The sequence below is a fragment of the Pseudomonas sp. GOM6 genome (assembly GCF_029537485.1).
Taxonomy (GTDB): Bacteria; Pseudomonadota; Gammaproteobacteria; order Pseudomonadales; family Pseudomonadaceae; genus Aquipseudomonas.
Genome location: NZ_JARPUS010000001.1, coordinates 24,093 through 43,722 on the forward strand (window position 1 = coordinate 24,093; position 19,630 = coordinate 43,722).

At 65.8% G+C, this 19,630-nt stretch carries 17 protein-coding genes; all 17 read right to left on the reverse strand.

Annotation, left to right across the window (positions count from 1 at the left end; translation table 11 throughout):
• Positions 1-38: 38 nt before the first annotated feature.
• The 17 genes from galU to P7A97_RS00205 all read right to left on the reverse strand — a co-directional run bounded on the left by galU (position 39) and on the right by P7A97_RS00205 (position 19,627).
• Positions 39-866, reverse strand: a complete 828-nt coding sequence (gene galU, locus P7A97_RS00125) for a UTP--glucose-1-phosphate uridylyltransferase GalU (protein ID WP_277687891.1) — start codon at positions 864-866, stop codon at positions 39-41.
• 37 nt (positions 867-903) lie between these two features.
• Positions 904-1,908: an acyltransferase gene (locus P7A97_RS00130; protein ID WP_277687892.1), complete on the reverse strand. Its 1,005-nt coding sequence runs from the start codon at positions 1,906-1,908 to the stop codon at positions 904-906.
• 61 nt (positions 1,909-1,969) lie between these two features.
• Positions 1,970-2,986, reverse strand: coding sequence for a UDP-glucose 4-epimerase GalE (gene galE, locus P7A97_RS00135; RefSeq protein WP_277688360.1), 1,017 nt, complete (start codon positions 2,984-2,986; stop codon positions 1,970-1,972).
• A gap of 44 nt (positions 2,987-3,030) precedes the next feature.
• Positions 3,031-4,050 carry an NAD(P)-dependent oxidoreductase gene (locus P7A97_RS00140; RefSeq protein WP_277687893.1) on the reverse strand — a complete coding sequence of 340 codons (1,020 nt, stop codon included), beginning with the start codon at positions 4,048-4,050 and terminating at the stop codon, positions 3,031-3,033.
• A gap of 32 nt (positions 4,051-4,082) precedes the next feature.
• Positions 4,083-5,525, reverse strand: coding sequence for a mannose-1-phosphate guanylyltransferase/mannose-6-phosphate isomerase (locus P7A97_RS00145; RefSeq protein WP_277687894.1), 1,443 nt, complete (start codon positions 5,523-5,525; stop codon positions 4,083-4,085).
• A gap of 21 nt (positions 5,526-5,546) precedes the next feature.
• Positions 5,547-6,701: a glycosyltransferase gene (locus P7A97_RS00150; protein WP_277687895.1), complete on the reverse strand. Its 1,155-nt coding sequence runs from the start codon at positions 6,699-6,701 to the stop codon at positions 5,547-5,549.
• Entirely contained in the window at positions 6,698-7,744 is a 1,047-nt protein-coding gene (locus tag P7A97_RS00155) for a glycosyltransferase family 1 protein (RefSeq protein ID WP_277687896.1), read from the reverse strand. Before P7A97_RS00155 ends, P7A97_RS00150 begins: the two co-directional genes overlap by 4 nt.
• Positions 7,745-7,758: 14 nt before the next feature.
• Positions 7,759-9,057, reverse strand: a complete 1,299-nt coding sequence (locus P7A97_RS00160; RefSeq protein ID WP_277687897.1) for a polysaccharide pyruvyl transferase family protein — start codon at positions 9,055-9,057, stop codon at positions 7,759-7,761.
• A 45-nt stretch (positions 9,058-9,102) separates the two neighbouring features.
• Positions 9,103-10,242: a glycosyltransferase family 1 protein gene (locus tag P7A97_RS00165; RefSeq protein ID WP_277687898.1), complete on the reverse strand. Its 1,140-nt coding sequence runs from the start codon at positions 10,240-10,242 to the stop codon at positions 9,103-9,105.
• Positions 10,243-10,318: 76 nt separating this feature from the next.
• A complete protein-coding gene (locus tag P7A97_RS00170; RefSeq protein WP_277687899.1) occupies positions 10,319-11,236 on the reverse strand; it encodes a hypothetical protein in 918 nt (305 codons plus the stop codon).
• A gap of 10 nt (positions 11,237-11,246) precedes the next feature.
• Positions 11,247-12,515, reverse strand: a complete 1,269-nt coding sequence (locus P7A97_RS00175) for an oligosaccharide flippase family protein (protein WP_277687900.1) — start codon at positions 12,513-12,515, stop codon at positions 11,247-11,249.
• Positions 12,512-13,969 (reverse strand): hypothetical protein, encoded by a 1,458-nt coding sequence (locus P7A97_RS00180; RefSeq protein WP_277687901.1) that lies wholly within the window; start codon positions 13,967-13,969, stop codon positions 12,512-12,514. Before P7A97_RS00180 ends, P7A97_RS00175 begins: the two co-directional genes overlap by 4 nt.
• Before the next feature lie 18 nt (positions 13,970-13,987).
• Positions 13,988-15,379, reverse strand: coding sequence for an undecaprenyl-phosphate glucose phosphotransferase (locus P7A97_RS00185; protein ID WP_277687902.1), 1,392 nt, complete (start codon positions 15,377-15,379; stop codon positions 13,988-13,990).
• The gene (locus P7A97_RS00190) at positions 15,376-16,155 is read right to left on the reverse strand and encodes a hypothetical protein (RefSeq protein WP_277687903.1); all 780 of its coding nucleotides are present in this window, start codon (positions 16,153-16,155) and stop codon (positions 15,376-15,378) included. Before P7A97_RS00190 ends, P7A97_RS00185 begins: the two co-directional genes overlap by 4 nt.
• The gene (locus P7A97_RS00195; RefSeq protein WP_277687904.1) at positions 16,113-16,850 is read right to left on the reverse strand and encodes a CpsB/CapC family capsule biosynthesis tyrosine phosphatase; all 738 of its coding nucleotides are present in this window, start codon (positions 16,848-16,850) and stop codon (positions 16,113-16,115) included. The genes P7A97_RS00190 and P7A97_RS00195 overlap by 43 nt, the downstream gene beginning before the upstream one ends.
• Positions 16,850-19,093 carry a polysaccharide biosynthesis tyrosine autokinase gene (locus tag P7A97_RS00200; RefSeq protein WP_277687905.1) on the reverse strand — a complete coding sequence of 748 codons (2,244 nt, stop codon included), beginning with the start codon at positions 19,091-19,093 and terminating at the stop codon, positions 16,850-16,852. The genes P7A97_RS00195 and P7A97_RS00200 overlap by 1 nt, the downstream gene beginning before the upstream one ends.
• Before the next feature lie 3 nt (positions 19,094-19,096).
• Positions 19,097-19,627 carry a polysaccharide biosynthesis/export family protein gene (locus P7A97_RS00205; protein WP_277687906.1) on the reverse strand — a complete coding sequence of 177 codons (531 nt, stop codon included), beginning with the start codon at positions 19,625-19,627 and terminating at the stop codon, positions 19,097-19,099.
• Positions 19,628-19,630: the final 3 nt, after the last annotated feature.

The following is a 19,630-nucleotide window of genomic DNA, read 5'->3' on the forward strand; positions in this document are numbered from 1 at the left end:
TCGAGGTGGACAAAGGGACGAAGGCGGATACTCACGGCCTATTTGCCGTGGAAGGCCTCGAAGCAGAAATTGGTGGCCTCGACGAAGCCTTCGGCGGTGCCGCAGTCGAAGCGCCGGCCCTTGAACCGATAGGCCAGGACGCAGCCGTTCTGCGCCTGCTTGAGCAGGGCGTCGGTGATCTGGATCTCGCCATTCTTGCCCGGCTCGGTGTCGGCGATCAGGCCGAAGATGTCCGGCGTGAGGATGTAGCGGCCGATGATCGCCAGGTTGCTGGGTGCTTCGTCCGGCTTGGGCTTCTCCACCATGCTGTGCACCCGATACAGGTCGTCGCGGATCATCTCGCCGGCGATGACGCCGTACTTGTGGGTCTGATCGGCCGGGACCTCCTGAATGGCCACGATCGAGCAGCGGAACTGGTTGAACAGCTTGACCATCTGCGTCAGCACGCCGTCCCCGCCGGTGTTCAGGCACAGGTCGTCGGCCAGCACCACGGCAAAGGGCTCGTCGCCGATCAGTGGCGCACCGCAGAGAATGGCGTGGCCCAGTCCCTTCATGGCCACCTGGCGGGTGTAGGAGAAGGTGCAGTGCTCGATCAGCTGGCGGGTGCTTTCGAGAAAGTGCTCCTTGTCGGTCCCGCGGATCTGGTGCTCCAGCTCATAGCTGATGTCGAAGTGGTCCTCGAGCGCGCGCTTGCCGCGCCCGGTGACGATGGCCATCTGTTGCATGCCGGCGTCGCGGGCTTCCTCGACGCCGTACTGGATCAGCGGTTTGTTGACGATGGGCAGCATTTCCTTGGGCATCGCCTTGGTGGCGGGCAGGAAGCGGGTGCCATAGCCGGCGGCGGGAAACAGGCATTTGCGGATCATGGTGAGCACCTCGGGTTGCAAAGGGGAGACAGGTGAGTCAGGAGCCGATCAGGAGGCGGCTGTGCTGCTTGGCGACGCGTTTGACGCAATAGGTGATGCCGATGCAGATGGCGATGGTGGCCAGGGTCAGCAGCAGGCGCTGCAACAGATAGAGCGGGAAGGTGTCCGGCTGCAGGTATTCACCGAACATCCGGTAGCGTCCGGCGAAGTAGCCGTGAAGGAAATACAGGGTGAAGCTGTACACCCCGACCAGCGACAGGGTGTCCGCCAGCCAAGGGTTCCGATAGAACCACTCCTGCTGGCGCAGTAGCACGAGGTAGAGGAGGGCGAACACGCAGAACTTTTGCAGGCCAAAGTAGCTCTTGTCGTAGGCGGCCATCAGCGACAGGGCGAGCAGCAGCAAGGCGAAGATCCAGGCGTACAGCCTGGTACGCTGCTGGATGGCGGTGCGGTACTGGCAGAACAGCATGCCCAGCAGATAGATGGGGATGAAGTGGACGGCCGCCATGACGGGATTGGCATTGTTCTCGGGGCGGTCGGTGGCGACGAACAGGTAGATGCCCAGCAGGGCGATCAGTGGGAATCCGCGCCTGCGGGAAAGCCAGTACAGCAGGGGTGCGCAGAGGTAGATCAGCGCCAGCGCCGGGATGAACCAGAGCGGTCCGAGGTGGGCGCCAGTGGCTAGCAGAAAGACAAACTGGGCTAGCATGGGCCAGGTGTAGAACGTCTGTATGTCGATCCACACGTGCTCGGTCTTCAGTTTCAGCAGGAATAGTGCGACCGCCGGCAGCGAGATGAGGACATAGGGAATGATGACGTTGTTGAGCTTTTTCGCTAGGTAGCTGCCATAGCGGTACTTACCGCTGTTGAGCTGAAAGAAGAAGCCCGAGATCGCAACGAAGATGCAGGTCGAGCTCTTGACCAGGAGGTCGAGCAGAAGCCTCTGCGAGTCGTTCAGCTGATAGTCGAAATCGTCGGCCATGTGAATGAAGACGATCATGGCGGCAGCGATGCCCCTGATCCAGTTGACGTTGTCTAGCATGCGCGGGCTTCGTCATGGAGGTGAGACGGGGCGCCGCCCCGGCGGGGCGACGGCGTGGGCGTCAGGAGGCGTAGCCCTCGGGGTTGCTGGTTTGCCAGCGCCAGGTGTCGGCCATCATCTGGGTCAGGTCGCGCTTGGCCTGCCACTGCAGCTCCTGCGCGGCCTTGGACGGGTCGGCCCAGCACTCGGCGATGTCGCCCGAGCGCCGCTCGACCACCTGATAGGGCACGGCCTTGCCGCTGGCCTGTTCGAAGGCCCGGATGATCTGCAGCACGCTGTAGCCGGTACCGGTGCCCAGATTCCAGATATGGATGCCCGGCTTCTCGCCCAGCGCCTCCAGCGCCTTGATGTGGCCATCGGCCAGGTCGACCACATGGATGTAGTCGCGCACGCCGGTGCCGTCCGGGGTTGGGTAGTCGGCGCCGAACACCGACAGGGTCTGCAGTTTGCCGATGGCCACCTGGCTGAGGTAGGGCAGCAGGTTGTTGGGGATGCCGTTCGGCGCTTCGCCGAGCAGGCCACTGGCATGGGCGCCGATGGGGTTGAAGTAGCGCAGCAGGGCGATGCTCCAGCGCGGGTCGGCGGTCGCGAGATCGCGCAGCAGGTTCTCCACCATCAGCTTGGAGCGACCATAGGGGTTGGTGGGCTGGCCGGTGGGAAAGTCCTCGCGGATCGGCATCTGCTCAGGCTCGCCGTAGACCGTGGCCGATGAACTGAACACCAGGCGGAACACGCCGGCATGGGCCATGGCCTGGAACAGGGTCAGGCTGCCGGCGACGTTGTTCTGGTAGTACTCCAGCGGCATGCGCACGCTTTCACCGACCGCCTTGAGACCGGCGAAGTGCAGCACCGCGCCGATCCGGTGCTCGACGAACAGGGCATCGAGCCGCTCACGATCGCGGATGTCGCCCTCGATGAAGGTGATGCGCTTGCCGCTGATCTGCTCGACCCGGCGCAGCGACTCGGCGCAGCTGTTGCTCAGGTTGTCGTAGGCCAGTACCTCGTAGCCTGCCTCGAGCAGGGCGAGGGCGGTGTGCGAGCCGATATAGCCGGCCGCACCCGTCACGAGAATCTGCATGCTCATGATCGAAGTCCGTGGTGGTGGAGGGAGCGGACGGCGCCTTAGCGCCATTCTTCGGGGCAGCTGGTTTTCCAGTCGGCCAGGGCGGAAGACAGGCTGTACTGATAGGGGTAGCCCTGCGCCACGAGAAAGCCGGGGAGGATGTTGTTGGAGCGCACCAGCTTGCGGATGCGCACCGGGCTGAAGGGGTGCTTGATGCCCAGGGGCTTGGCCACCAGGTCGATGCTGTAGGCCACCGTCAGCAGCAGCGGGTAGGGAATCGCCGGCACCGAGCGCTGTACCCCGGCCACCGCACACACGGCCTCGACGTACTCTTCGATGGAGGGTCCGGGATTCATGGTCATGTTGAACAGCGACAGGTGGCGGCCCTGTTCCTTCTGCTGCTGCAGGACCCAGGACATGGCGGCACACAGCTCCTTCACGTAGGTGCCGGCCTTGCGGGTGTCGCGGTTGCCCATGTAGAAGAAGTAGCGCCGCAGCACGGCCCGCACCAGGCGCGATACGTTGCCGCCCTCGCCGGCGCCAAACACCACGCCAGGGCGCACGATCACCAGATGGCGGCGTTCCCGGTCGGCGGCCAGCCAGGCCTGGTGGATCTTCTCGGCGGCCAGCTTGGAGCCACCGTAGGCGGTGGCGGGTACCGGCAGGGTGGTTTCGTCCTTTTCCTGCTCGCTCGGGCCGTAGGGCGAGATGGAGCTGGTGAAGATCAGGTCCTCGCAGCCAACGCGCTCGGCCCAGGCGCAGACGTGTTCGGCACCCAGCAGGTTGGTTTCGTAGTACTCGAAATCCTCATGCCCCGGTTCGCGGTGCACCGCGGCGAAGTTGGCGATCAGCGCGACCGTCTCGCTCGGTTGCCAGTCGATGGGCTGGCGCACGTCGCCGCGCACCTCGACGATGCGCGGCTCCTCCTGCACCAGCCGGCGGCGGTAGGGAAATGGCTTGTCCGCCACCTGTTCGCGGTCGTACAGATAGATCCTGTCGAAGCGGCCCTCGCCCAGCAGCTGGCGGGCGAAGAACACGCCGATGAAGCCCGAACCTCCAAAGATCACGGCACAGCTCATGATTCCATTCCTCCAGTGAACCCAGGATCCGCTCAGGCCTTGATGGTCTCGGCCGGAGCGGGGTTCGCGGCGACCCGGCCATAGCGGTCTTCGAAGCGCACGATGTCGTCCTCGCCCAGGTAGCTGCCGGACTGCACTTCGATCAGCTCCAGGGGAATCACCCCGGGGTTCTCCAGGGCGTGCACCTGGCCTACCGGGATGTAGGTCGACTGGTTCTCGGTGAGCAGAATGGTGCTCTCGCCGTTGGTGACCTTGGCCGTACCACTGACCACGATCCAGTGTTCGGCGCGATGGTGGTGCATCTGCACGGACAGCTTGGCCCCCGGCTTCACGGTGATGTGCTTGACCTGGTAGCGGGTGCCGTTGTCGATCGAGTCATACAGGCCCCAGGGGCGATACACCTCGCGGTGGTTGATCGGCTCGTTGCGGCCGTCCTGGCGCAGGCGATCGACGATCTTCTTCACCTCCTGCACCTTGTCGCGGTGCGCCACCAGCAGGGCGTCCTTGGTTTCGACGATCACCAGGTCGTCGACGCCCAGGGTGGTGACCAGGCGGCTGTCGGCATGCACGTAGGTGTTGTGGCTGTCGTGGGCCAGCACATCACCCTTGAGCAGGTTGCCGTCGGCGTCCTTGGCGCCGACTTCCCACAACGCCGACCAGGAACCGACATCGCTCCAGCCGGCGTCCAGCGGCACCATGGCGGCCTCGGCGGTGCGCTCCATCACGGCGTAGTCGATGGAGTCATCCGGGCAGGTGGCAAAGGCGACGCTGTCGATACGGATGAAGTCGAGATCGCGCTGGCTGCCGATCAGCGCCTTGCGGCAGGCGTGCAGGATTTCCGGCTGGAAGCGCTCCAGCTCCTGCAGGTAGCGGCTGGCGCGGAACAGGAACATGCCGCTGTTCCAGTAGTACTCGCCACTTTCCAGGTAGCCGTTGGCGGTGGCGGCATCCGGCTTCTCGACGAAGCGACTGACGCTGAAGCCGCTGCCCAGCGCGGCGCCCCGCTTGATGTAGCCGTAACCGGTTTCCGCATGGCTGGGGACGATGCCGAAGGTGACCAGCTTGCCGTCCACGGCCAGCGGCACCGCCTGCTCGATGCTGGCGCGGAAGGCGCCGGTGTCCTGGATCAGATGATCGGCGGCCAGTACCAGCAGCAGCGGATCGTCCACTGCCTCGACCGCCTGCAGGGCGGCCAGGGCCAGGGCCGGCGCGGTGTTGCGCCCCACCGGTTCGAGCAGAATGGTGAAGTTGTCCAGGCCCAGCTGGCGCAGCTGTTCGGCGGCGAGGAAGCGATGCTGCTCGTTGCAGATCAGCATCGGCTGGGCGGTCTCCAGCCCGTCGAGACGCTGGAGCGTGGCCTGCAACATGGAGAGCTGGCCGTCGGCCAGAGCCAGGAACTGCTTGGGGTTGAGTTGGCGCGACAGCGGCCACAGGCGCGAGCCGGACCCTCCCGCCATGACGATGGGAAGCAACATGGTTGAACCTCCAGGTTTCGGTTAGTCGGCAGTACGCGCGCTGGCGAGAAGGTGGTGCGGGCGGTGGGTCGGGGCGGTAGTACTGCTCAGAGCCTCGTCGATGAAGGTCTTGATCCGCTGTTTGAAAAGGGGTTTGGCGAAGGTGGCGGCGTGTTCGTGCAGCAGTTGCGGGCTGAAATGGAAAACGCCGGCTTCCAGCTGGCGCACGGCCTGGATCAGCGCCTCGCGGCTCTGCTCGTTGAAGAGAATGCCGGTGCGGCCGTGGATCACCGTTTCCAGGGCGCCGCCCTTGGCATAGGCGATCACCGGTGCGCCGGCGGCCATGGCCTCGACCGGGACGATGCCGAAGTCCTCCATGCCGGGAAAGATCAGGCCCTTGCAGCGCTGCAGCAGGTCCTGGATCACCGCAAAGGGCTGGCGCCCCATCAGGGTCACGTTGGCCTTGGCGGTTTTCTGCAGGCGCTCGAACAGCTCGCCCTCGCCGACCACGATCAGTGGCAGCCCCAGTTCGTTGAAGGCCTCCACCGCCAGATCGGCACGCTTGTAGGCCACCAGCTGGCCGAGGCACAGGTAGAAGTCGCCACGGTCTTCCTGTGGGCTGAACTCGCCGGTGTTCACCGGCGGGAAGATCACCTCGGCCTCGCGGCGGTAGAACTTGTGGATGCGCGAGGCGACGAAGCTGGAGTTGGCGATGAAGTGATCGACCCGGTCCGCCGACTGGCGGTCCCACACCCGCAGCCAGTGGGCGACCAGCGGGAACAGGGTGCGCACCAGGCGCCCCGCGGTGGCCAGGTACTCGTGGTACATGTCCCAGACGTAGCGCATGGGCGAGTGGCAGTAGCAGATGTGGGTGGCATCCGGGCGGGTGATCACGCCCTTGGCCGGGCCGGATTCGCTGCTGAGGATCAGGTCGTAGGCGCTGAGGTCGAGCTGCTCCAGGGCCAGCGGCATGAACGGCAGGTACTTCTGGTAATGCTTGCGGGCACCGGGCAGGCGCGCGATGAAGGTCGTGCGAATGCTGCCGCGAAAGTTGTCCGGCAGGGCCTGGCGCACCACCTCCTCGTTGCACACGTGCAGGTACAGATCGGCATCGGGAAACAGCTCGGCGAGCGCCGCGCACACGGCTTCGCCGCCGCGGTTGCTGAGCCACCAGTAGTGAATGATCGCGACTTTCATTGGAGCTCCCGTATGACCTGAAGCAGGCGAGTGGCGGACTTTTCCCAGCTGTAGCGCGTGATGTTGGCGTGGCCTTTCTCGCGCAGGGCCTGGGCGAGGTCCGGGTTGGAGATGAGGCGGTCAATCTGTCGGGCGATGTCGTCGGTATCGGCCGGCGAGCAGTACAGCGCCGAATCGCCGCACACTTCCGGCAGGCTGGCGGCATCGGCCACCAGCACCGGGCAGCCGCAGGCCTGGGCCTCCAGCGGCGGCAGGCCGAAGCCTTCGTAGAACGATGGATAGGCGAAGGCGCTGGCATTGCTGTAGAGGGTGATCAGCTCCTCGTCGGTGACCCGGCCGAGCAGCTTGATGCGGCGGTCGGCCTCGATCTTGTGCAGCAGCTCGGGGTCGGCGAAGTTGCGGTTCAGCGAGCCGACGATGTAGAGCTTGTGACTGGTGCGCTCCATGCGACTGAAGGCGTCGACCAGGCCGTGGAAGTTCTTCTGCCGGTTGATCGACGACACTGCCAGCACGTAGGGCTCGGCGGCCGCGCTCTGCCGCGGGCGAAAGGCCGCCGAGACCGCGTTGGGCACCACCACCACCTTGCCCGGCGCGGTGCCGTAGAGGTCGCAGATCTCCTTCTTGGAGAACTCGCTGACGGTGAGCACCTTCAGCGAGTGGCGCACGGTCAGGGGCGTGGCCAGCTGATAGGCGAGGCGGAACTTCCAGGAGAAGTTCTCGGGAAAGCGCTCGAAGGCGATGTCGTGCAGCGTGGTGATCTTGTTGCGGTACAGCAGCGGCGCGGTGTTGGCCAGGTTGACCAGCAGTGGCGAGCCCTGCCGGCGCAGAAACCGCGGCAGGTCGATCTGCTCCCAGGCATGGCCGGTGCGTGTGCCGATGCACTCCACGCCAAGCGCCGCGGCCATCTCGTGCTGGACGATGTTGTGCGGGGCGACGAAGCGGATCGCCGGCACCAGCTCGCGCAGCGCCAGGCTGATCTCCAGCGAATAGCGCTGCACGCCGGTGAGGGCTTGGGTCAGGAAACGGGCGTTGACGTAGACCACAGGCAAACATCCTGTCAGCTGAGGTGGGCGAAGTTGAGCGAGGCGAGGCGATGAATCTCGGCGCTGTTGTCCAGCAGCTGCTGCCGGCAGAGGTCGAGGTTGTCGAGGAAGCGATCCAGCTTGAAGCTGAACGCCTCAGGCACGTCCATGATCTCGGCGGCGTTGGAGAGGTGGGCCACGTCGAGCTGGAAGTGCTTCATCAGGCCGCCCATCTTGCCCTTGTACTCGATGCCGAAGACCGGCGTGCCGGCGCCGCAGGAGGCGATCATCAGGTGCATGCGGCCGCTGACAATGCCGTCCAGGTAGCTGGCCACGGCCTTCAGCTCGGCCGCGCTCAGGCGGTCCGGCGAGCGAAACACGCGCTCCGGCAGCTCCTCGCGCAGCTCCAGTTCGACCTGGTCGAGGCAGTGGTAGTCGGCGGAGTCGCCGCGAAAGTCATGGTCGAGCAGCACGACGCTGACGTCGTGGCGGTGAATCATGCCTTTGGCGACCTGAATGAAGTTCGCCACCACCCGGTGAATGTTGTGGCGTTCCTTGAGGTCGAGCAGCAGCGGGTGCAGGTTGAGGCCGATGACCTTGCGCCCGGCGGCATGCTGGCCGTTGCACCAGAGTCGCGCCGCGCGCGCCGCTTCGCTGTCATGCTGCGGCTGCAGGAGGAAGGCGACGTCGGCCACCAGGCTGGCCCTGGCGCCGGTGAGCATTTTGAAGCGGCTGAAGGACACCGGGTCGCGCAGGTTGAACACCACGTTGTCGCTGAATTCGTCGAGCAGGAACCTGAGCTTGGGATAGGGCCGCTCACTGACGCTGAAACCGGTGACGATGGTCTCCACCCCGCGCCGCGCGAGCATGCCGGTGAGCATCAGCAACTTGCCGGAAAAGGCCTGGCTGTAGCTGCCGTCCAGCACGTCCGCGCCGATGGTGACGCAGGCACGCAGGTTGCGCCCCTGCAGCAGCGCGAGGGACTGGCGCAGGCTCAGCGGCTCGTCCAGCACGCGCACCGGTTCGGTATCCAGGCGGCGGGCGTTGGCATCGGCTTCGTCGCCGGCGGTGGCAACCAGGAAGCGCACGTTCGGCCATTGGTTGCGGAAATGCGCCAGCGTCACGCTGATCATCGCCTCGTCGCCCTTGGAGGCAATCAGCAGCGCCGGGTCCGGCGGAATGATCAGCACCACCGGATCGCCCTCGGGGCGTGGCCAGGCGGGAGCGGTCTTGTCGAGGTGCCACTCCTTCAACAGGGCCTGGTACTTCACGTCCAGGTATTTGTCGCGAATGCCGAAGTTGCGCCAAACGTACTTGAGTGCGGGCTTGAGCATGGGAATGTCCGGAAGGCGAGTGTGGAGGGTCGACAGATCAGGCGTTCAGGCCGTGACCAACAGGTGGGACATGAGAATCGCCGAGCTGCGCCAGCTCTGGATCTCGCCCCGCACGGCAGGCATTGGCCCGTGCGGTGGCAACAGGTGCTTGAGCAAGGCGTTTTCGATTTCCGCCGCGCTGGTCGCCAGGGCACGGGCCTGACCGCCCGCCGCCTCCCTGAGTTCGGGAATGTCGGAAACGATGACCGGGGTGCCCACGGCGCGGGCTTCCAGCACCGGCATGCCGAACCCTTCGTAGAGCGATGGCATGACCAGCACGTCGGCGAGGGAGAACACGCCGGGCATCATGTCGTCCGGCACATAGCCCGGCAGGACGATGCCGAGCGCGGCATTGGCTTCGATGGTTTTGGCCAGGCTCTGGTTCTGCCAGCCGCGCGCCCCCACCAGCACCAGCTTGTGCTGCTCCAGGGCGCCACGTCGGCGCAGGTTGATGAAGGCCTCCACCAGCGCGCCGATGTTCTTGCGCGGCTCCAGTGTCGACACGGCGAGGATGTACGGCGGCACGATGCCCAGCGGCCGAAGGGCATCTTCGGCGCACTGGCGCAGGGTGCTATCCAGCGGGCTGAAGTCACTGCGTACGCCGGGGTAGATCACCTGGTCGGCGGCCCTGCCCACCCAGTGCGACAAGCGATCCGAGGTGCCCTTGGAGTTGGTCATGACGATATCGGCGCTGCGCACGTCGCGGTCGAACCAGGCGAAGTGCGAGTAGCGGGTGGCGCGCTCCATGGTGCCAGGTACCAGGTGATGATTCAGGTCGTGCACGGTGGCGGCGATGCGCAGGGCACTGCCGCGCCCGGGGTGGATGGTGCGGCCCGCCCAGAACACGTCCAGGCGGTCCTGGCGTGCCAGCCTGGCGCCACGGGTCTTCAGCCAGATGAACGATGGCAGCTTGCGCAGCAGGGCAACATGTTCCCGGCGCACCGTCCAACGCTCCGACGGCAGCGCGATCTGCTCCGGTGCCAGGCGCGTATAGACGAAGAAGTGCGCTCTGGGCAGCAACTCGTCGAGCTCTCGGCAGAGATTGAACACGTACTGGCCAACGCCGGAAAGCGGTTTACGCAAGGCATCGCCATCGATACCAATGTTGCTGGTGCAGTCCATTGGTGACGCTGTGCCTCTCGCCATACCTGTCTCCTTGGGATGAGCGGTGCGGGCATCCCCGGAGGTCGGGGACACAGGCGACCGTTGGGTGTGGGGTGGGTCAGATGTCATGGGCGCGCAGCGGGTGGAGGTTGCCGCTGAGCAGGTCGCGGCTGGCAATCAGGTTGCCGCGCAGGCGCCCGGGGAAGTCCTTGATCTGCACCCGCAGCAGGGTCTTGACCAGATTGGCCAGCACGTTGCGGGTCATCAGGCGCAGCGCCGATTGCCAGCTCATGGTGCCCTTGCGCAGCAGGAAGATCGGGTTGGCGATCTGCGAATAGCCGAAGCGCACGCCGCTGGTGCGGCCGGTACTCACGCCCAGATGGACGCCCTTGCAGGTGGGCAGCAGGATCAGGTGGCCGAACTGGCGGGCGCGGCTGGAATAGTCGAAGTCCTCCTGCCAGCCGTACATCGGCAGGTTCTCGTCGAAGCGCAGGGCGCGGGCGACCGTGCCGCGATACGCCATGTTGCAGCCGTACAGACCGGTCTGCGGCTTGATGCTGGTGGCGCTGGACCAGTGCGGCTCGGGCGGCTTGCTGCCCGCCAGGTAGGCGAGGGCATCGGCTTCCGAGACGCCGAACTCGCTGCCCACGCCGTCGGCCAGCACGTTGCCGGTGATGCCCACCAGCTGCCGATCCGCCTGCATGGCCACGGCCGCGCTGGCCAGCCAGTCGTCGGCCGGGCGGAAATCGTCGTCGTAGAAGGTGACGAACCAGTCCTCGGCGGCCAGGCCCGCGGTGTGCTCGCGCAGCGCCTCGAGGCCGGCATTGCGCTGAAGGGTCAGGCCGGCGCGGGCGAGCAGGATGCTGGTGTCGCCCGTAGCGACGCTGGGATGCTCGCTCAGCCCTTCGACGTCGCGTTCTTCGCTGCCGACTACCACGACGTGGACGGGGCTTGCCGTCTGCCGCTGCAGGTAGTCGAGCAATACGTAGGTCTCTTTGGCACGCCCTTTGGTTGCGATGACGATGAATGCCTTCATGGAGAGTCCGTCAGTGTCTGAGGTTGAACAGGCGGGCGAGGATGCCCAGTTTCCAGCAGCAGCCGAGCAGGCCGAGGAACACGATTGAGTCACCCACCACCCGTGCCACCACCATGCCCATCCCGGCGTACTGGCTGCCGAGCGGGAAGGCCAGCAGCAGGCTGATGCCCGCGCCGAGCAGCACGACCTTGGCCAGCAGGCCGTCCTTGCGCAGCGGAATGAGGATGTAGCTGCTCAGCAGCAGGTTGGCCGCGCCCAGCGGGAACAGCAGTGCCAGGTAATGCAGCATGCGTACGCTGTTCTCGAAGCCGGGGCCGAAGATCAGCGGAATCACCCAGTGCCCCAGCAGCAGGCTGCCGGCGAGGCCGGCAAAACCGATACCGAGCAGCAGCAGGCTGGCCTTGCGGATGAGGCGATAGGCGGCGTCGACATCGTCGGCCAGCAATGCGGTGATACGCGGCAGGAAGATCTGCCCGGCCGGCCCCATCACGCTCAGGCCGACCGCCACCAGGCGCTCGGCGGCGCCGAAGGTACCCACCTCGGCCGGCGTGGAAAGAATGCTCAGCAGGTAGGTGGACGAGGACACCAGCAATGCCGAGGTGCCGGTGAACAGAAAGACGGCGCCGGAAGAGCGGATCAGCTCGAAACCCTTGCTCACCGACAGCCGGGCGCCGCGCACTTCCTGGCGCACCCAGCCATGGGCTACTGCCAGGCACACCACCCCGGAGCACAGCAGCGCGAGTATTGCCAGGTCGGCGTCGTCTTCGTCCTGTACCAGGCTAAACACCAGCGTCAGGCTGATGACGAAGCCCAGCACCTCGGGCTTGACGCCCATGCGCGGACGACCGGTGCCGACGAAGTACCAGCCCAGGTTGTAGGCGCAGACCACCCCCAGTGCCACGCTGGCGATGCCGGCCACCGGGTGTGCCGCCAGCGTCGGCGACAGCAGGATGGCCGCGCCGCCGCCCAGCACCGCCAGCAGCGAGAGCAGCCCGCGTGCGCTGAGGTGCTGACCGTAGAGCTGCGCGTAGCGTTCCGGCCCGGCGGTGGCCAGTTCGCGAATGCCGACCTGGGAAAAGCCCCACTCGACGAAGCGCCAGCAGATGGTCATCAGCGACATGGCGGCCAGCACCACGCCGTAGCCTTCGACGCCCAGCACGCGGCCGTAGAAGGGAATCAGCAGCAGCAGATAGACATAGCGCAGCACGTAGGCGGCATAGACGAAGATGAAGTCCATGCGCGAGCCGGTGCTGGGGCGCAGTTTGGGCTGGCTGGTCATGGTGCGACACCCAGGGCGTGCGTGCGCGGGCGAGTGATGTGCGCCAGATGCTCGGCGATGCGCAGGCGATGAAGCCGTGCGCAGTGAATCGTCACCGCGAGCGCCATGCCGAAGAGAAAGGCATTGGTGCTGCCGAAATCCGCTGAGGTGCCGGCCAGCAGGGCGACGATGAAGGCCGGCAGGAAGCAGCAGCGCACGCCCACCATGAGCGAGCGACTGAGGCGCTCGGCATCACGCGGCAGTGGCCGTAGCAAGACCTGGGCGACAAAGGTGAAGAACAGCACGCCGCCCAGTACACCGGTATTGCTGAACACGGCCGCGACGAAACTGGACGTGCGCGACGAGCCGACGCCAACGCCCAGTCCGTAGGTATCGGCCAGTGCTTTCCAGCCGACTGCAGTCCACATGGTGCGCTCCTCGTACGAGGACGTCTGGGTCTTGTTGAACACCATTTCATTGAGCTTTTGGACGGCGGGGTCGAGCAGCCCCGGCTGCAATGCCACCACCATGCCGAGCACGAACAGCGCCGCCAGCGCCCCCCAGAATTCGAAACCCAGCCCGCGATTGCCCAGGGCCTGGGCATGGCTTTTGCGCCAGGCCCACTCGGCCAGCGCCACCAGACCGAACACGCCGAGCCCGACCAGGGCCGAAGACGAGGTCGACAGCCAGACGGACATCAGCAGCAGTGCCACCAGCGCCGGTGCCGCCTTCTCGCGCAGAAAGCGGTCGGCCATCGTGTGGCGCAGGAAGTACATCAGCCCGAGGAAGGTGATGCACAGGCTGCCGTAGGTCGAGGCCTCCGGCATCAGGCCCACCACGCGCTTGCCGCCGAACATCTCCACCTCGGTCATCAGGACGTAGCTCGCCGTGCGGAAAGGCTCGAGCAGCGGGCTGATGGGGACATACAGGCTGGCGTAGTCGAGCAGCCCGGTGAGCACCACCAGTGCCGCGCCCAGGCACATGGCCCGGAGTGCGGTCTGCAGGGCATCGGCCCGGAGCAGCAGGCGGGTAAAGGCGAACACGGCGAGAATCGAGAGGCTCAGGTAGATCATCTGGGAGAAATTCTGCGCGCCGGGCTCCAGCGGAATGCCATCGGTGGGCAGCAGCCGGCGCATGGGAATCACGTTGACTTCGCCGTAGAACAGAAACGGCATGAACAGCGTGGTGAACAGCGCCACGATCCAGAACAGGAACAGCAGCAGCGCGCGTCGCGGGCTCAATGCCGACTGCAGGAAGAAACGCATGCCCACCAGGCTGCCCAGGGTGCGCAGGATGATCAGCACCACCACCATGGGGGTCGGCGTCAGCGTCAGCCCGGAGGTGAGCTGCGGCGGCACCACGGCAAATGCACCAAACGGCATCGAGCCGAAGAACAGGTACAGCAACACCGTGGGTTTGCCGAGCAGACCGTAGAGTGCAAGGGCCCAGAAGGCGACGATGGGCAAGGCATCCATGAGGTGGCGTCCGTGCGCTCAGTAGATGTTTTTCGACAGCAGGCTGAACGGCGTCTTGATCAGGATCTTGATGTCCAGCCACAGCGACCACTGGTTGATGTAGTTGAGGTCCTGGTTGACCCGCTGCTGCATCTTGTCGACGGTCTCGGTCTCGCCGCGGTGGCCGGTGATCTGCGCCAGGCCGGTGATGCCGGGCTTGATCCGGTGGCGGGCCATGTAGGCGCGAATCTTGTCGGTGTAATACATGTTGTGGGTTACCGCGTGCGGGCGGGGGCCGACCAGGGCCATCTCGCCGAACAGCACGTTGAACAGCTGCGGCAGCTCGTCGATCGAGGTGCGGCGGATGAAGCGACCGACCGGGGTAACACGATCATCGTGGCGGGTGGCCTGCTTGACCTCGCTGTCGTCGTGCAGGCGCATCGAGCGGAATTTCCAGACCTTGATGACTTCACCGTTCCAGCCGTGCCGCTCCTGCTTGAACAGGATCGGGCCAGGCGAGGAGCGGCGTACCGCGATCGCGGTGGCGATCATCACCGGGCTGAGCAGGATGATGGCGAGCAGCGCCAGGCTGCGTTCCATGGCTTCCTTGGCGAACAGTGCGGCCGGGTGCGAGCTGAGCGGGCTCTCGTTGAGATAGATCGCCGGCATGTGCTCGATCTCGGCCACCGACTGGTTGAGCAGCAGCATACTGCCGAAGTCGGGAATCCAGACCACGTCCACGCCCATGTCGAGCAGGTCGATATAGATGCCTTCGATATGGCTGATCTCGTCGAGCGGCAGGGCGATGTAGACCCGGCGGATCTGCTGGCGGGCAATGATCGCGCGCAGGTTGACCAGGCTGCCCAGTACCGGCAGTTCGCTTTCGCCGCGGTCCTGTCCCGGCTCGGTGGCGATCAGCCCGACCAGCGGCACGCGATTGGGGTGGGTCAGCTTCTTCGCCAGCTCCTGGGCCAGCCCGCCGGTGCCGACGATCACCGAGCGGCGGTCCTTGCGCAGCCTGCGTGAATGCAGGCGGGTGAGCATGTGCAGCGGCAGGTAGGTACAGGCCTGCACCAGGAAGCCGAGCACGGCCCAGGTGAACATCAGTTCGCGGGAGTAGTTGTCGGTGGTCTTGGTCGCATAGCTCATGATCAGCAGGCCGCCGAGCAGCAGCACCCATGCGGCCAGCAGCCGGGCGAGGCCGGACAGCATGCCGTTGCGCTTGTGGTAGACATGCAGCAGGCCGTAGCAGGGCACTGAACCCAGGATGGTCAGTACGCTGAGCAGGCGATACTCGCTGGGCAGCTCGGCAAAGCGCCACATCACCAGAGCGCCGAGCACCAGGTTGGTCATGAGCATGGCGGCGAGCCACTGCCCCCAGAAGGTCAGTCCGCGTCGATTGGCCATGAGGATGCTGTGTTGCGACGTCATATGCGTATACCTCGGTATTTGCACAGCGCGGCCGCCGCAGGCGGGGCGCCGTGACAGAGCACGTCCTGCAGGCCCAGGGTCTGGGCCAGATCGAGTAGATCTCGAGCTGCATCGGTGCGCCCGTTGAGAACCCGGTGCGCCGATTCGAGGGTGGTGACGCGTTGTGTAGCGCTCAGCTGCGGCCAGTTGCGCAGGCCGATGCTGGCAAGCTCTCCCTGCACGGCCGGGCGGTAGGGGCCCAACCGATTGGCTTGCTCCTGTGCCTGGACGAAGGACGCCGACGTGTCGCCCAGGGCGTAGTAGGTGTGGGCCACACGGGCCCAGGTGTTGGGCCAGGTCGGCCTGACTGCCAGCGCGCGCTGGTAGGCCTCCAGGGCGGCGCGGCGTGACTCGGCGGCCAGCAGGGCGCCGACGGGTTGTTGCATGTGACGCCAGGCCTGTACCTGGCCGAGGCGGTCCAGGTAGCGACCGCTGGCCACCGGATAGCGCTCCACGGCCCGTTGGGCGGCGCTGAAGGCCGCCTGCCAGGCCTGCGCCGCGGGCTCGCGAGCCTGCCGCTGCCAGTGCTGCAGGTACTGCTCGCTGCGGCTTGCGGCAAGCGTCGCGTCGAGCATGCGCAGCGCCAGTGCCAGCATCGCCAGTGCCAGCGCGGCCACCGCCACCAGCACCAGACGCTGCAGGGGCGAGGCGGGAATGGGCGGCCTGACGTGGCGGACGTAGCTCGGCGTGGTACTCAGGCGGCGCTCTGGCTGAAATGCGTCTCGGTGATTCGCCATGGGTTGTCCTCGACCAGGCGCCGGGCCGCCGGCTCGCCCACCAGCTGGATGGCGGCGGTCAGTCCGGGCAGCAGGTTGGGCGGGCGTACCGTGAGGTTGTGGGCATCGCTGGCCAGTACGGTGATCTGGCCTTCCAGCAGCAGGCGTTCGGCCAGCGCCTGGGCCCTCTCACCGAAGCGGCCGGTCAGCGAGCCGGCGGTGACCTGCAGCGGACAGCCCAGTTGCAGCAGCGGTCGCAGCTGCTCCGGCCGGCTCATCAGGCCCTTGTTGCGCTCGGGGTGGGCGATCATCGGCTGCAGGCCATGCTCCATGAGCCAGCGCGCCAGCTGGATGGTGCCGGCCGGCACATGGCTGTGCGGCAGTTCCAGCAGGAGCAGTTGGCGACCCTGCCAGTACCCCAGGCAAGGCAGCTTGCCGGCCAGGGCGAGGGGCATCAGTTCGCTGTCGAAACGGACCTCGGCTGCGGCGCTGACCTGCAGGGCGATGCCGGCGTCGGCCAGGGCGTCGGTAAAGCGCGCCAGCGTCGCGGCTATGCCGGCGGCGCAGTTGTCGTAGCGACCCAGGTGCAGGTGCGGCGTGCACATCAGGTGGGTGGTGCCGCAGGCCGCGGCGAAGCGTGCCATCTCCAGCGCGCTGGCAAGATCCGGCGCGCCATCGTCGAGCCCGGGCAGCAGGTGCGTGTGCAGGTCGATCATCAGTTGCTCGGCGCGCTGGCGGCGTAGGCGCTGTAGTGCTTGGCGTAGTCGTAGTTGTATTTGCCGGCGGATTTCAGATTGACCTGGTTGAGCACCATGCCGGTCACCGGGGCGTTGTTCTGCAGCAGCTGACCGACGCCTTTTTGCACCAGCGGTATCGGCGTGCTGTGCGCGCGAATGACATAGATCAGCGCGCTGGAGTGGGTGGCCAGCAGCAGGGTGTCGCTGACCGCCTGGGTCGGTGGTGAATCGATGATGATGCGCTGGTAACGCCCCTTGAGGGTTTCCAGCAGCTGCGCCAGGCGTGGCGAGGACAGCAGCTCCAGCGGGTTGGGCGGCACCATGCCGGCGGGCAGGACGTCGATGTTGCCGATGCGCTTGAGGCATTCGTCCAGGGTTGCCGTGCCGGCGATCAGGTTGGCCAGGCCGGGGGTGCCGACCGGCAGGTCGAAGTTGCGCGCCAGGGTTGGGCGACGCAGGTCGGCGTCGACCAGCAGCACGCTTTCCAGGTGCGCCATGGAACTGGCCAGGTTGGTGGCCACGGTGCTCTTGCCCTCGTCGGGCAGGCTGGAGGTCACCAGCACGATGGGCCGTGGCGTGTCCATGGCCGACAGCACCAGGCTGGTGCGCAGGGTGCGGATCGACTCGCAGAAGTATTTGTCGGCGTCCTGCTCGAACAGGTGCATCACCTTGTGGCGATGCTTTCTTGGCACCAGCGGCACGATGCCAAGTACCGGTGCGTTGAGTTTGGTCTCGACGTCCTCCGGGGACTTGAAGGTGTTGTTCAGGGCTTCGAGCAGCAGGGTCAGGCCGACGCCGACGATGCTGGCGAGAACGATGGCGATCGCTACGATCAGGCTCTTGCGCGGCTTGGCCGGGCGCAGTGGCGGCATGGCGTGGTCGATGATGCGCGCATTGGCCGAGTCGATGTCCGAGGTGGCCGCGGTTTCCTTCAGGCGGGTGAGGAAGGTTTCATAGAGGGTGCGGTTGCTGTCGACGTCGCGCTGCAGCTCGCGCAGCTTGAATTCCTTGCGGGAGATTTCCTGGATCTGCACCTTGTTGCGGTCATAGGACTGGCGCAGGGAATTCTCGTTGGCCACCGCCAGCTGGTAGTTGCGTTCAATACCGGCCACCACCTGCTTGACCTGCTCGCGCAGGCTTGAGGTGGCCGCGGCCAGCTCCGAACGCGCGGCGAGCATGGTCGGGTGCTTCTCGCCGTAGCGCCGCGACAGCTCCTCGACCTTGGCCTGTGCCCGTGCCTGATCGGCCTTGAACTGCTGGATCAGCGGGTTGCCCAGCACGGCGGGCTCACTGGCCGCTCGGTCCAGGTCACCGCGCGCCAGGGATTGCACCTGACGGTACTGGCTTTCCGCCTCGGCCCGCTGGCGCCGGGCATCGATCATGCGATTGCTGGTCAGGGCCAGTTCGTTGGCGCTGATGGTGGACACGCCGTCGACATCCACCAGGCCTTCCTGCTCGCGATAGGCCTGCAGTGCGTTCTCCGCGTTCTGCAGTTTTTCCCGCAGCTCTTCCAGGCGGTTGTTCATCCAGCCGGCCGTGGCCAGCGCTGTATTCATGCTGGCCTCCAGCTGGCTTTCGATGAAGCTTTCGGCCAGGGCGTTGGCGACCTGAGCCGCCAGTTGCGCGTCCGGCAGTTCGACGCCCACCGAGATCAGCTGGCTTTTGCCGACGGCGTTGACGTTGATCCGTTGCCTCAGCGCGTAAGTGGCGGCAGTGAAGGCCATTTCGTCGCTGATAGTCGGTTCCGGCTCCAGCTCTTGCGGCGTGGCGCCGGGGAGCAGCTGGGACAGCTGCGCGCTCTTGAGCCAGGCGCGCGGGTCGAATGCCGGTTGCGGCTGCTGCCGCGGATCGAACAGCGGGTGCTGGTCCAGGTCCAGCTTGTCGACCACGCGTTCGGCCAGGGCCCGTGATTGCAGCAGGCCGAGCTGCGTCAGCAGGTATTCGCTGCCGCCGCTGGCAGCGGAGTCGTACATCTGCTGGAACGACAGCACCTTGGGGTTGCGCTCTTCGATCAGCAGGGTGGCGCCGGCTTGGTACTGCGGCGTCATGTTGAGCACCAGCAGCACGGCGAGCATGGTGACGGTGACGACAAAGGCGCCAATGTTCCACTTCGCCCGCCAGACGGTACGCCACAACCTGAGCAGGTCGATGCTGTCGTCGTCCTCGGGCGTGGCGCGGTTCGCCAGTGTGCGATCGATGATGAGGCTGCGGCTATGGTCCATGAGTCAGAAGAAACCCTGGTCGATGGTGATGGTGTCGCCCGGCAGGATGGCGGTATCGAGATTGGCTTTCTCGATCTGGCGCGATTCGCCGCTGCTGCGTGTGATGGTCACGCGGTTGGTCGAGGCGCGCTCGGTCATACCGCCGGCCAGGGCAATGGCGCGGTCCAGCGTGAGGCCGGGCTGGTAGGGGTAGCCGCCAGGCTTCTGCACTTCACCGCTGATGTAGAACTCGCGGTAAGTGATGACGCTGAGCGTGACCTTGGGGTCGACCAGATAGCCGTCGCGCAGCTGTTCGGTGATCAGGCGTTCGACTTCGCCCGCGGTTTTGCCGCGTGCCTGCACTTGTCCGATGAAGGGGTAGGAGAAGGTGCCGGTGTCGTTGAGGCGGATTTCGGCAAAGCTGAGGTCGGGCTCGCCGAACACGTTGATGCGGATCACATCGCCGGAGGCCAGGTGGTAGCGGCTCGCGTTATCGGCCAGCAGCGGCTGGGCCAGCAGCAGGCCGAGCAGAAGAAACAGGCGTGGAAGTGACATGTC

Bases quoted from the DNA above. Each gene is read 5' to 3' on its own strand.
- P7A97_RS00150 (WP_277687895.1), bottom strand. From the start codon at position 6,701: ATGAAAGTCGCGATCATTCACTACTGGTGGCTCAGCAACCGCGGCGGC.
- P7A97_RS00165 (WP_277687898.1), bottom strand. From the start codon at position 10,242: ATGGCGAGAGGCACAGCGTCACCAATGGACTGCACCAGCAACATTGGT.
- P7A97_RS00145 (WP_277687894.1), bottom strand. From the start codon at position 5,525: ATGTTGCTTCCCATCGTCATGGCGGGAGGGTCCGGCTCGCGCCTGTGG.
- P7A97_RS00185 (WP_277687902.1), bottom strand. From the start codon at position 15,379: ATGACGTCGCAACACAGCATCCTCATGGCCAATCGACGCGGACTGACC.
- galU (WP_277687891.1), bottom strand. From the start codon at position 866: ATGATCCGCAAATGCCTGTTTCCCGCCGCCGGCTATGGCACCCGCTTC.
- P7A97_RS00180 (WP_277687901.1), bottom strand. From the start codon at position 13,969: ATGGATGCCTTGCCCATCGTCGCCTTCTGGGCCCTTGCACTCTACGGT.
- P7A97_RS00175 (WP_277687900.1), bottom strand. From the start codon at position 12,515: ATGACCAGCCAGCCCAAACTGCGCCCCAGCACCGGCTCGCGCATGGAC.
- P7A97_RS00170 (WP_277687899.1), bottom strand. From the start codon at position 11,236: ATGAAGGCATTCATCGTCATCGCAACCAAAGGGCGTGCCAAAGAGACC.
- P7A97_RS00130 (WP_277687892.1), bottom strand. From the start codon at position 1,908: ATGCTAGACAACGTCAACTGGATCAGGGGCATCGCTGCCGCCATGATC.
- P7A97_RS00190 (WP_277687903.1), bottom strand. From the start codon at position 16,155: ATGGCGAATCACCGAGACGCATTTCAGCCAGAGCGCCGCCTGAGTACC.
- P7A97_RS00195 (WP_277687904.1), bottom strand. From the start codon at position 16,850: ATGATCGACCTGCACACGCACCTGCTGCCCGGGCTCGACGATGGCGCG.
- P7A97_RS00205 (WP_277687906.1), bottom strand. From the start codon at position 19,627: ATGTCACTTCCACGCCTGTTTCTTCTGCTCGGCCTGCTGCTGGCCCAG.
- P7A97_RS00160 (WP_277687897.1), bottom strand. From the start codon at position 9,057: ATGCTCAAGCCCGCACTCAAGTACGTTTGGCGCAACTTCGGCATTCGC.
- P7A97_RS00200 (WP_277687905.1), bottom strand. From the start codon at position 19,093: ATGGACCATAGCCGCAGCCTCATCATCGATCGCACACTGGCGAACCGC.
- P7A97_RS00140 (WP_277687893.1), bottom strand. From the start codon at position 4,050: ATGAGCTGTGCCGTGATCTTTGGAGGTTCGGGCTTCATCGGCGTGTTC.
- galE (WP_277688360.1), bottom strand. From the start codon at position 2,986: ATGCAGATTCTCGTGACGGGTGCGGCCGGCTATATCGGCTCGCACACC.